General features: G+C 71.3%; 9 protein-coding genes. 6 read left to right on the top strand and 3 right to left on the bottom strand.

Features of this window, described 5'->3' with window-relative positions; translation table 11 throughout:
- Nucleotides 1-133: 133 nt before the first annotated feature.
- Nucleotides 134-1,159, bottom strand: coding sequence for a phosphatase PAP2 family protein (locus BZY54_RS27955; protein WP_086728105.1), 1,026 nt, complete (start codon nt 1,157-1,159; stop codon nt 134-136).
- A gap of 268 nt (nt 1,160-1,427) precedes the next feature.
- Nucleotides 1,428-2,684 (bottom strand): hypothetical protein, encoded by a 1,257-nt coding sequence (locus BZY54_RS27960; RefSeq protein ID WP_086728106.1) that lies wholly within the window; start codon nt 2,682-2,684, stop codon nt 1,428-1,430.
- Nucleotides 2,685-2,945: 261 nt separating this feature from the next.
- Here BZY54_RS27960 and BZY54_RS27965 point away from each other — a divergent pair, with 261 nt between their 5' ends.
- Nucleotides 2,946-4,547: an MFS transporter gene (locus tag BZY54_RS27965; protein ID WP_086728107.1), complete on the top strand. Its 1,602-nt coding sequence runs from the start codon at nt 2,946-2,948 to the stop codon at nt 4,545-4,547.
- Nucleotides 4,548-4,650: 103 nt separating this feature from the next.
- The gene (locus BZY54_RS27970; RefSeq protein WP_086728108.1) at nt 4,651-5,847 is read left to right on the top strand and encodes an acyl-CoA dehydrogenase family protein; all 1,197 of its coding nucleotides are present in this window, start codon (nt 4,651-4,653) and stop codon (nt 5,845-5,847) included.
- 36 nt (nt 5,848-5,883) lie between these two features.
- On the opposite strand, the gene BZY54_RS27975 is transcribed toward BZY54_RS27970, so the two are convergent.
- Nucleotides 5,884-6,321 (bottom strand): cell division protein SepF, encoded by a 438-nt coding sequence (locus BZY54_RS27975; RefSeq protein WP_086728109.1) that lies wholly within the window; start codon nt 6,319-6,321, stop codon nt 5,884-5,886.
- Nucleotides 6,322-6,610: 289 nt separating this feature from the next.
- Between BZY54_RS27975 and BZY54_RS27980 the strand changes: the two genes are divergently transcribed.
- From BZY54_RS27980 to BZY54_RS27995, 4 genes are all read left to right on the top strand, one after another.
- Complete coding sequence (locus tag BZY54_RS27980; RefSeq protein ID WP_086728110.1) at nt 6,611-7,834, top strand: DUF5685 family protein; 1,224 nt, start codon at nt 6,611-6,613, stop codon at nt 7,832-7,834.
- Nucleotides 7,835-8,394: 560 nt separating this feature from the next.
- Nucleotides 8,395-9,177 carry a DUF1684 domain-containing protein gene (locus BZY54_RS27985; protein WP_086728111.1) on the top strand — a complete coding sequence of 261 codons (783 nt, stop codon included), beginning with the start codon at nt 8,395-8,397 and terminating at the stop codon, nt 9,175-9,177.
- A 223-nt stretch (nt 9,178-9,400) separates the two neighbouring features.
- Nucleotides 9,401-10,306 (top strand): S1 family peptidase, encoded by a 906-nt coding sequence (locus BZY54_RS27990; protein WP_086728112.1) that lies wholly within the window; start codon nt 9,401-9,403, stop codon nt 10,304-10,306.
- A gap of 383 nt (nt 10,307-10,689) precedes the next feature.
- On the top strand, nt 10,690-11,730 hold a 1,041-nt coding region (locus BZY54_RS27995; protein ID WP_086728119.1), incomplete at its 3' end, for a S1 family peptidase.

An 11,730-nucleotide genomic window follows, 5' to 3' on the forward strand; every position in this document is an offset into this window, starting at 1 on the left:
TCGTCCAGGGTCTTTCGTTCGGATCTGGCCCCGCGAGCAGGGCGTGATCCGAACGAGAGGTCCTAGGTGTACTCGCTGACGCCGCGGGGCCCGCCCTCCGGGCGGAGGACGGGAGTTCGACGACAGGACCTACCTAGGGGCGGGCCGCCGAGGTCGTGCCGCGGGGCACGCGCTCGGGGTGCGGCGGGCGGCGACTGCCGGTCGGGGTGACCGCTGGGCGCTCCGAGCGCGTCAGATGCGGGCGGGCCGCAGCGAGATGGGCCGCGGTCCGGGACGACGAGCGGCTCGCACCGACGGTCTCGCGGGCCGCGGGGGCCTCGTCCGCGGCGGTGGCCCGTGGATTGAGCAGTACGGGCGAACCCACGGGAGCGGCCGGTACGGGCACCGGGGCGCGGCGGCCACGACGGGCGCGCCACAGGTCGCGCAGGTCGAAGAGCGCCGTCTCGACCCTGGCGATCAGTGGCTCGAACCACGGCAGCGCCAGCATGATCAGCAGACCGGCCGCCCAGCCGAGGAGCACGTCGCTGAGCCAGTGCGTCCCCAGGTAGACGGTGGTGAGGCCGACCCCGAGCGCGGTCACCGCGGACAGCGCGGAAAGCCAGCGGCGCGCTCTCGGGGTGGAGGCCAGATAGGCCAGAATGCCCCAGGTCACCACGGCGTTGGCGGTGTGGCCGCTGGGAAATATATCGCCGCCCAGACCCATCTCGTTGGAGCCGATGACGGTGGCGTAGTGCGGTCCGAGGCGTCCCATGCCGAGCTTCGCGGCGCCGACCGTGATGTTCAGCAGCAGCAGTGAGGCCGCGAGGGTGAGCAGCGGGCGCAGGGTGTGCTGCCGCCAGGAGCGCCAGCCCAGCCAGGCGGCGACCATCACGGCGGTGGGGCCGCGCTGGCCCAGCACCACGTAGTAGTCGAGGAAGGCGTGGATCTGCGGCCACTGCTGGTACGGCCGGAAGAACATGACCTGCCAGTCCAGTCGGACCAGCCAGGAGGTGGTCACCACGGCCCAGACGATCGCCAGGTAGAAGGCCAGGGTCGCCGAGAAGAGCACGACCCGGTGCCTGCTCATTCTCGGCATGTCGATGTGCGCCGGCCGTTGCGGCTCACGGTCCAGCCTGGTGAACACCCGGTCCAGGCGGGTGAGGGTTCCTTCGGTACGCACCTAATCGACGTTACAGCGAGTGAGGTCACTTCCCGGACGAATCACGGGGTTTGTGATGACGATGTGATGTGGGATTGCTCTCAACGGGGCTTTATTTCCACGGATTCCGCAATCCGGTCCACTTCCGGCTGACAATCTCTTTGATCATTCCAAGAGTTGCTTATACGGCCCTTATGAATTCGTTAACCGGAAGCTCGGATGTAATTATCCGTGTGCTCATCGGACGACTGCGCCATCGGTGGGTGATCGGGAGTCGGTGATCGTCCGGTCACGGGGGACCGGAGCCGTTGAGCCAGAACGCTCCGTAGATCGCCGAGGCCACCGCGACCACGCCGACCACCAGCACCGACCGGGAGACGCGTGCCCGGGCGAGGGCAAGGGCGAGCGGCAGCAGCAGGGGGAAGGCGGGCAGCAGCAGGCGCGGCTTGGACCCGAAGTAGCTCGAGGCGCACAGGGCGAGCGCGGTGACGACGCCCGAGTACGCCAGCAGCGGCAGCGGCTGTCCCTGCCGTACGCCGATGACGTACAGCCAGATCACAAGGGCCACCCCGGCGATCAGCCCGAGCCCCGCCAGGGCCGAGGGGAACGACGTGAACTTGTCGGCGACGAAGCGGCCGAAGGCGTACCCGCCGTCGAAGCCGTTGCGCCAGCCGGCCTGCACGTCGAGATAGCCGAGCGGGCCCCCGCCGGTGCGGTGGCCGACCCACAGGACGTAGCCGGCCGCGCCGAGCGGGGCGAGCAGCACGCCGATGAGGAGACGGGAGGGCGCGCGTCCGCTGACGGCGGAGGCGGGTGCCGCCTGCCGTGCGCCGTCCTTCACGGCCGCGCTCCGGCTGCGCACGAACGAGGTAACGGCCGCCGCCCACACCGCCGCGGCCACGGCGAGCCCGACCGGCCGGGTCAGCCCCGCCAGCAGGGCCAGGCCGCCCGCGGTCACCCAGCGGCCGGTCAGCACGCAGTACAGCGACCAGGCGGCGAGCGCGGTGAACAGCGACTCGCTGTACGCCATCGACTGCACGATCCCGACCGGCAGCACCGCCCACAGCAGCACCGCGCAGACTCCGGCTGCCCGCCCGTCTCCCGCCGCCGCCCTGCCAGGGCCGCGCTCCGCGCCCTCTTCTCTTCGCCCGTACACGTGATCGACCACCGCGAAGATCCCCCAGGCCGCGGCGAGGGAGGCGAGCAGGCTCACCACGAAGCCGGCGCCGGCGTACGACAGCGGGCTCACCGCGGCGAGCAGCCGCTCCAGCCACGGCAGCAGTGGGAAGAAGGCCAGGTCGGAGTGGACGTCGCCGTTCGGCAGGCGCACCTCGTAGCCGTAGCCGCCTCCGGCGACCCTGGCGTACCAGAGGGAGTCCCAGCGGGCGGCCAGCAGGGTGTACGCGCTCTTGCCGCGCGCGGCGCTCCAGACGGCCAGGGTCACCAGGCCCAGGGCGCGGACGGCCGCGTACCCGAGGAGCGCCGGGGCGGCCCGGCGCAGGGCCGTGGGACGGGCCACCGCCACGCGCGTTGCAAGATCGGTCACGGGCTCGATTATCGACCGGCCGAGCGGCGGGGCGGACAATCGGGGGCGGGGAGGCCGATGAAGGAGTGGCGTACGCCACACGGGTTGCCCGCAGAGTCTGAGAGCTGGGCCACGCGCCATCGCAGCCGACTCGCGTACGCTGACGAGTCACTCGCACGTCGTTGCACGGGCCGGGGACCGCCGCTCCTCTCCGGCCGAGCCCTGGGGAGTCCCCACCCCACGGGCCCGCCGACGGCGAGGGTTCATCTGGGAGGTACGTACATGTCCAGGACGACCACGGCCGCCGACCGGCTGTGCCGTCGGACAGCCGGGGCCGGTGCCAACCGCTGGGTCGTCCTGGTCGTGCTCTGTGTCAGCCTGCTGCTGGTCGCGGTGGACGCGACCGTCCTGCACGTGGCGGTGCCCGCCGTCACCGAGGATCTCCGGCCCGGCGCCATCGAACTGCTCTGGATCGTCGACACCTACCCACTCGTCTGCGCCTCGCTGCTGATCCTGTTCGGCACGCTGGGCGACCGGGTGGGCCGCAGACGGATCCTGCTGCTGGGCTACGGCCTCTTCGGCGTCGCCTCCGCCGTTGCGGCCTTCTCGCCCAACCCTCAGATGCTGATCTTCGCGCGGGCGCTGCTCGGCGTCGGCGGCGCCATGATCATGCCGGCCACGCTGTCGATCCTGCGGCAGGTCTTCCCCGACCGGCGTGAGCGCGCGCTGGCGATCGGCGTCTGGAGCGCGGTGGCGGCGGTGGGCGCGGCGGTCGGGCCGCTGCTCGGCGGCTTCCTGCTGGAGCACTTCTGGTGGGGTTCGGTCTTTCTCGTCAACATCCCGCTGATGCTGGTCAGCCTGCCGGTGGGCCGACTGCTGCTGCCCGAGTCGACGGGCGAGCGGGACGGCCCCTGGGACGTGGTCGGCGCGCTCATGGCGGCGGTCGGGCTGTTCGGGGTGGTCCTGGGGGTGAAGCGGCTCGGCGGCGGTGGGCCGGTGCTGAGCGTGCTCACGATGGCTCCGCTCGCGGTGGGCGCGGTGCTGCTGGTGGTGTTCGCACGGCGGCAGCGGCGCCGGACGCATCCGCTGGTGGACCTGAGGATGTTCGCGCGGCCCGCGTTCAGTACGGCGGTGGGCTGCATCGTGCTGGCGATGCTGGCGCTGGTCGGTCTGGAGCTGATCGCGGCGCAGTATCTGCAACTGGTGCTCGGGCTGTCCCCGCTGCAGACGGGGCTGCGGCTGCTGCCGCTGACGTTCGCCGCGATGGCGGCCGGGCTGCTGGGGGCACGGATCCTGCGGCGGTTCGGGCCGCGGTGGATGGTGTGCGCCGGGTTCTGCCTGACGGCCGCCGCGGTGGTGGTGCTGACCGCGATGGGCGGCAGGGACGACGCGGGGCTGCTGCTGTTCGGCTTCGTGCTGCTGGGCTTCGGCCTGGAGACGACTCTCTTCGGGGCGTACGAGTCGATGCTGAGCGAGGCGCCGGCCGCGCGGGCGGGCGGGGCGGCGGCGATCGGCGAGACGTCCTACCAGCTGGGCGCGGGCATGGGCATCGCCCTGCTGGGCACGGTGATGAACGCGGCGTACGCGCCCGGACTCGCGCGGGTGCCGGGGGTGCCGGCGGATGCGTCGGGAGCGGCCTCGCACTCGCTGGGGGAGGCCTACGAGGTCGCCGAGCGCCTCGGCGGGCCGGCGGGGGACGCGCTGCGGCGGGCGGCCCGGGACTCCTTCGTGCACGGGCTGCATGTGACGTTGCTGGTGAGTGCGGCGCTGTTGCTGCTGGGTGCGGTGGCAGCGCTGCGCCTGCCGCGGGTGATGCTGTGCGACGAGCCGGCCGTGGAGCTGCCCGCGCAGCGGGAGGTCGAGAGGCCCCGGGTGTCGGTGTGATCGCCGGCGGGGTGGACGTGACGGGCACCGCGTCGTAACGTCGGGCCAGAGCTATTTAACTAGCGGTGCTAATTTTCAGTCGCCGTTCCGGAGGGTGCCCGCAATGTCCCCGTCCTCGAAGTCGTCGTTGCCTCCGTTCGACCCCACCGACCCGCTCGGGATCGACGATCTGCTGGACCCGGAGGACCTCGCCGTCCGCGACACCGTGCGGAACTGGGCGGCCGACCGCGTGCTGCCCCACGTCGCCGAGTGGTACGAGAACGGCGAGCTGCCGGTCATCCGGGAGCTGGCCCGCGAGCTCGGGAGCATCGGCGCGCTCGGGATGTCGCTGAGCGGGTACGGATGCGCCGGGGCCACCGCCGTGCAGTACGGGCTGGCCTGCCTGGAGCTGGAGGCCGCCGACTCCGGGATCCGCTCCCTGGTCTCCGTGCAGGGCTCCCTCGCCATGTACGCCATCCACCGCTTCGGCTCCGAGGAGCAGAAGCAGCAGTGGCTGCCGCGCATGGCCGCCGGCGAGGTGATCGGCTGCTTCGGACTCACCGAGCCCGACCACGGCTCCGACCCCGCCTCCATGCGCACCCACGCCAAGCGCGACGGAGACGACTGGGTCCTCAACGGGCGCAAGATGTGGATCACCAACGGCTCCGTGGCCGGGGTCGCCGTCGTCTGGGCGCAGACCGAGGACGGCATCCGCGGCTTCCTCGTGCCGGCCGGCACCCCCGGCTTCTCCGCCCCCGAGATCAAGCACAAGTGGTCCCTGCGGGCCAGCGTCACCAGCGAACTCGTGCTCGACGACGTACGGCTGCCCGCCGACGCCGTACTGCCCGAGGTCACCGGGCTGCGCGGCCCGCTCAGCTGTCTGTCCCACGCCCGCTACGGCATCGTCTGGGGCGCCATGGGCGCGGCCCGCTCCTGCTTCGAGGCCGCCGTCGACTACGCGAAGTCGCGCGAGCAGTTCGGCAGGCCCATCGGCGGCTTCCAGCTGACCCAGGCCAAGCTCGCCGACATGGCGGTCGAACTGCACAAGGGGATTCTGCTCGCCCACCACCTGGGGCGGCGCATGGACGCCGGCCGCCTGCGCCCCGAGCAGGTCAGCTTCGGCAAGCTCAACAACGTGCGGGAGGCGATCGAGATCTGCCGTACGGCGCGGACGATCCTCGGCGCCAACGGGATCTCTCTGGAGTACCCCGTGATGCGGCACGCGACCAACCTGGAGTCGGTGCTCACCTACGAGGGCACGGTCGAGATGCACCAGCTCGTGCTGGGCAAGGCGCTCACCGGTCTCGACGCCTTCCGGTGAGCCCCGGGTGGGGCAGGGCCGGCGTGCGGCCCTGCCTCAGCTCTGGTTGAAGAATCCGTCCGAGCGGTGCGCGCCCGGGTCCCCGCTGACGATCTCGGTGTCGGCGGGCGAGAGCAGGAACACCCGGGTGGACACCCGGTCGATGGAGCCGCGCAGGCCGAAGACGAGCCCGGCCGCGAAGTCGACCACGCGCTTGGCGTCGCCCGGCTCCATCGCCGTCAGGTTCATGATGACGGGCACGCCCTCGCGGAACAGCTCGCCGATGGCGCGGGCGTCCCGGAAGCTGTCCGGCGTCACCGTGCCGATCCGGCGGCCCTTCTCCTCGGCCGTGTCCGTGGCCACCTTCACCCGGGGGTCGGTGACCCAGGCGTCCCCGGACTCGGTGCCCTCGGAGTAGTCGTCGTCGTAGTAACGCTCGTCTTCGTTGTCGTCGACGAGGCCGAGCCACGCACTCGCCTTGCGTACCGATCCCATGGACGCCTCCTCTCACAGCGGTCTTTCATGCATTCCGCATCCCTATGGTCATCCATGATGCGGACGGCGCGCCAAGTGGATAGACGCCGCGCGGGGGGTTTGTGACGGTACTGGTGCAGAGCGAATCCGTCGAGTGCCTTGTGCCCCAAGGGTGATGACACATGCGGCTGCTGACTGAGAGTGAAATATGATTGTCCACGGCACACGGGTGAGGGACAGTGCGTACGGGTGAACGAACCGGTCGCTACGATGCGGCAGCTCAACGTCGTACACACAACGGGGGATCGTCGTGTTCGGAATCGTCAGGCCCTGCCGTCACCGGCTCGGTGACCCTCTCGCGACCCAGTGGATGGCCCACTTGTGCGGCCTGTGCCTGGCGCTGCGCGGCGATCACGGTCAGCTCGCCCGGGTGGTCACGAACTACGACGGCCTTCTCATATCCGTCCTGACGGAGGCTCAGGCCGCGAAGGACGGCAAAGGCGGGGCGTGGCGGCGTACGGCCGGCCCCTGTCCGCTCCGCGGAATGCGCACCGCGTCCGTGGCACAGGGTGAGGGCGCCCGGCTCGCGGCGGCCGTCTCCCTGGTGCTCGCCTCCGCCAAGGTGCGCGACCACGTCGCCGACGGCGACGGGCTGCTGGCCCGCCGGCCGGTGGCGCTCGCCGCACGCCGGGTCGCCGACAGCTGGGGGCGCGCCGGCGCGCGCACCGGAGCCGACGTCGGGTTCGACACCGCCGTCCTGGTCGACGCGGTGGACCGGCAGACCGGCATCGAGGCGCTGGCCGGACCCGGCACTCCGATCCTCACCGTCACCGAGCCGACCGAGACCGCGACCGCCGCCGCCTTCGCGCACACCGCGGTCCTCGCCGGCCGGCCGGGCAACGCCGAACCGCTCGCGGAGGCCGGGCGCCTGTTCGGACGGCTCGCCCATCTCCTGGACGCCGTGGAGGACCGCGCGACCGACGCAGCCCGCGGGGCCTGGAACCCGCTCACCGCGACCGGCACCTCGCTCACCGAGGCCCGCCGGCTCGCCGACGACGCGGTGCACGGCATCCGGCTCGCCCTGCGCGAAGTGGAGTTCGAGGACGGCCGGCTCGCCCACCTGCTGCTCGTCCACGAGCTCTCGCGCTCCGTGGACCGCGCCTTCGGCACCGAGTCGTGCGGGCACGCGCCCGCGGGGGCCTTCGGACCGCCGCAGGACCCGTACGCACCCCACGATCCGCGGACCCCGTACGACCCCGACAACCCCCACACCGGGGGCGGCAACCCCTTCGGCGGAGAGCCCCCGCGACCCGGCAAGCGCGGCTTCCTCGCCGGGTGCGCGGCCGCCCTCGCACTGTGCTGCACCTGCAAGGTGTGCTGCGCCGACGAGTTCGAGGGACCCTGGTCGCGGCAGCGGCGCGAGGGCTGGTGCAGCAACTGCGACTGCGGTGATTGCAGCGATTGCTGTGATTGCTGCGACTGCTGCGGCAATTGCTGCAGCTGCGACGGTTGTGACTGCGGCTGCGACTGCTAGGTCCTCCGGTTCCCCTGTTCTTCAGCTCCGGTGGCGAGATTCGTGACTCCTTGAGCGCCGACCCCGTCGCGCCCCACCTGCGGAGGATCCTCTCGAACGCAGGCCGTTGACGGTCGACATCACCACGTCGCCGGGGCCCTGCCGGGTACGTTCCCGGCGTCGGCGCGGGGAAGTCCACCGTGCCGGATCCGCCGCAGGGCCATCCGGTCGTCGTCCGGGCGGGGGATTCGCGGGAGAACCGGAGCTCACCGCGTCGACGGCCGATGTCATCGTCACGCGCCACGGCACCCCTGCGGCGTGCCGGGAGAAGGCCGCCGCGCAGGCCGGAGCGCCCGGAGAACGGCCGTGCGACCCGACGGGCCGTCATCGCGGCCGTGGGCTCCCCCTGTTCGAGCGACGTCGAGGACTCGGAGGGACGTCCCCGCCGAACTCCAGGCGTTCGTAAGCCAGGACGTGCCGCTGCTTCGGTACAGGGGTGCGCTCGCCAAGGAATACAAGGGCTTCGCGCCGCGCTCACACCTCGGTTTGGCCGCCCGGCTGCGCATGGAAGGGTTGATCACATGACGGACGCATCCGACCAGTGGAAGCAGTGGCACGAGCGCCGCACCGAGACGGTGTCGGCGCCCTACGGCCCGCTCGCGCTGACCGGTACGTACTGGCTCGAGGACCATCCGGGCGGCCGAATTCCGGCCATCCCCGGGATCTGGACGGCCGACGGCGACGCAGTCGTGCTCACCGCTGCCGGGACGGACGGGCTGACCGTCGACGGCCGGCCCCTGGCCGGTGAGGTACGGCTCGGTGCCGATACCGGACCGGTGGAGGGCGCCCGCGTCGCGCTGGGCGAACGGCGGCTGGTCGTGCTGGTCCGCGAAGGCATATGGGGCATACGCGACTACGACCCCGCCTCCGCCGCGCGCCGGGCGTTCCGCGGCATCGTGGCCACCGCCCACGACCCGCGCTGGTCGGTCCCGGGGCGCTTCACCCCGTACGAGAAGAGCCGCACCGTGCGTGTGCCGAACGCGGACGGACGCGAGCGCGGCCTCGGGCTCGCCGGGGAACTGGCGTTCACGCTGGACGGGCGGGAACTGACACTCCAGGTCGCGCAGGATCGGGACGGCGGGCTGTGGGCGGTGTTCGCCGACGCCACCAGCGGGAACGGCAGTTTCCGCTTCCGGTTCCTGTACCCCGGGGCGCCGGACGCCGAGGGGCGCACCACGGTCGACTTCAACCGGGCCGTCCTGCCGCCGTGCGCGTTCGCCGACCACTTCGTCTGCCCCTTCCCGCCGCCCGGGAACACCCTGGATCTGGCGATCGCCGCGGGGGAGCGCCTTCTGCGGGACTGACCAGCCGTCAATCCATCCTCATCGCACACAGTTCACTTGAATCGCCCACAGCCGCACGGCCGAAAGGCACCCTTGCGCCGACCGGCCGTTCGGCCGAATACTCCCCCTCAGCGCTTGTCAGGGGCACAACGTGTCCGGAATCCGGATGTCCGTGCCTGTGACTGCGCCTCACCGGGCCCCGACCCCACGCGGGCCCCCGACTTCCTTTGTGGAGGAACGAAAAGTGAGGATCAAGCGCACTGCCCCCCGCAGCGGCATCGCGAGACGGACCCGGCTGATCGCCATCGCTTCCGGGCTCGTGGCCGCCGCCGCGTTCGCGGTCCCCAACGCGAACGCTTCCGACACCGGCACCTTCAGCACCGCCCAGCTCACCAAGGCGAGCGACTCGGTGCTCAAGGCCGACGTCCCGGGCACCGCCTGGGCGGTCGACAGCAAGAACAACCGGGTGGTCGTCACTGCCGACAGCAGGGTCTCCCAGGCTCAGATCGACAAGATCAAACAGCAGGCGGGCGCCGAGTCCGGAGCCCTGACCATCAAGCGCACGCCGGGCAGGTTCAACAAGCTGATCTCCGGCGGCGACGCCATCTATGCGAGTAGCTGGCGCTGCTCACTGGGCTTCAACGTCCAGGACTCCAGCGGCAACTACTACTTCCTGACCGCCGGTCACTGCACCGACGGCGCGGGCACCTGGTGGTCGAACTCCTCGCACTCGACCACGCTCGGCACCACCGCCGGCTCCTCCTTCCCGGGCAACGACTACGGCATCGTGCGCTACACCAACAGCTCGGTGAGCAAGCCGGGCGGGGTGGGCAGCGTGGACATCACGAGCGCCGCCACGCCGTCCGTCGGTACCACCGTCTACCGCCGTGGCTCCACCACCGGCATCCACAGCGGCCGCGTCACCGCACTCAACGCGACGGTCAACTACGGCGGCGGCGACGTCGTCTACGGTCTCATCCAGACCACCGTCTGCGCCGAACCCGGCGACTCCGGCGGGCCCCTGTACTCCAACAGCGGCGTCGCCTACGGTCTGACCTCCGGCGGCAGCGGCAACTGCACCTCCGGCGGCACGACCTTCTTCCAGCCGGTCACCGAGGCACTGAGCGCCTACGGGGTCCACGTCTACTGACGTCCCCGACCGCCGGGCCGTCGGCACGGCCCGGACGGTAGTGCAGCCGGCAGCAGGTGGAGCCCCCGTACGCAACACGCGTGCGGGGGCTTCCCGTTGTGCGGGCACGACGACCGGTTTGCGCAGGGGCGAAATCAAGACAGGACTAGACCTCACGGAGCGCAGAGCGGTTACTCGCCCGTAGTGTTTGCAGTGCGAACGTCGACGGTGTGACCTCGGGCGGACAAGGCACAGGGGGCGTACGCCGGTTGACGTATGCGCGTCCAGAACTCGACCTTGTGCACCCCCTGTGGGCCTCGGAATAGTGGGCGCCGTTCAACCGCCTTCCGGCCCGTGAGGTCCCCACAACCTCCCCGGCCGATCCCCCCACAGGAGGACGTCAGTTGAAGCACCGACGCATACCCGGGCGCCGTGCTGCCGTGGCAGGTGCGGGCATCGCCGCACTCGTCGCCGCGGGAGTCACCTTCCAGAGTGCGAACGCCAGCGAGCCCGTGAAGAGCCCCGCGGCCCGTACCCTGTCGGCCCCGGAGGCCGGAAGTCTCGCCTCGACCCTGCTCGAGAACCTCGGCGGTGACGCCGCCGGGACGTACTACGACGCGAAGTCGAAGGCCCTCGTGGTCAACGTGGTCGACGAGGCCGCGGCCAGGACGGTCGAGGAGGCGGGCGCCAAGGCCAGAGTCGTCGAGAACACCCTCGCCGAACTCGACGGCGCTCGCGCGACGCTGAAGAAGGACGCGACCATACCCGGCACCTCGTGGGCGACCGACCCGGTCACCGACAAGGTCGTGGTCACCGCCGACCGGACGGTGACGAAGTCCGGGTGGGCCACGCTCTCCAAGGTCGTCGAAGGTCTCGGCGGCAAGGCCGAACTCAGGCGCTCCAAGGGCGAGTTCAAGCCCTTCGTCGCGGGCGGGGACGCCATCACCGGCTCGGGCGGCCGTTGCTCGCTCGGGTTCAACGTGGTCAAGGGCGGACAGCCCTACTTCCTCACCGCAGGCCACTGCACCCAGGCGATCTCCAGTTGGTCGGACTCCAGCGGCACGGTGATCGGCAGCAATGAGTGGTCCAGCTTCCCGGGCAACGACTTCGGCCTGGTCAAGTACACCGCGAACGTCGACCACCCGAGCGCGGTCGACCTCTACGACGGCTCCACGCAGACGATCACCAAGGCGGGCGAGGCGACCGTGGGCGAGAAGGTCACCCGCAGCGGCTCGACGACCCACGTGCACACCGGCACGGTCACCGGCCTGAACGCCACCGTGAACTACTCCGAGGGCACGGTCGGCGGTCTCATCCAGACCGACGTGTGCGCCGAGCCCGGTGACAGCGGCGGCTCGCTGTTCGACGGCGACACCGCGATCGGCCTCACCTCCGGCGGCAGCGGCGACTGCACCTCCGGCGGCGAGACCTTCTTCCAGCCGGTC

Origin of the sequence: Streptomyces carpinensis (assembly GCF_002154505.1) — a bacterium.
Lineage (GTDB): Bacteria > Actinomycetota > Actinomycetes > Streptomycetales > Streptomycetaceae > Streptomyces > Streptomyces carpinensis.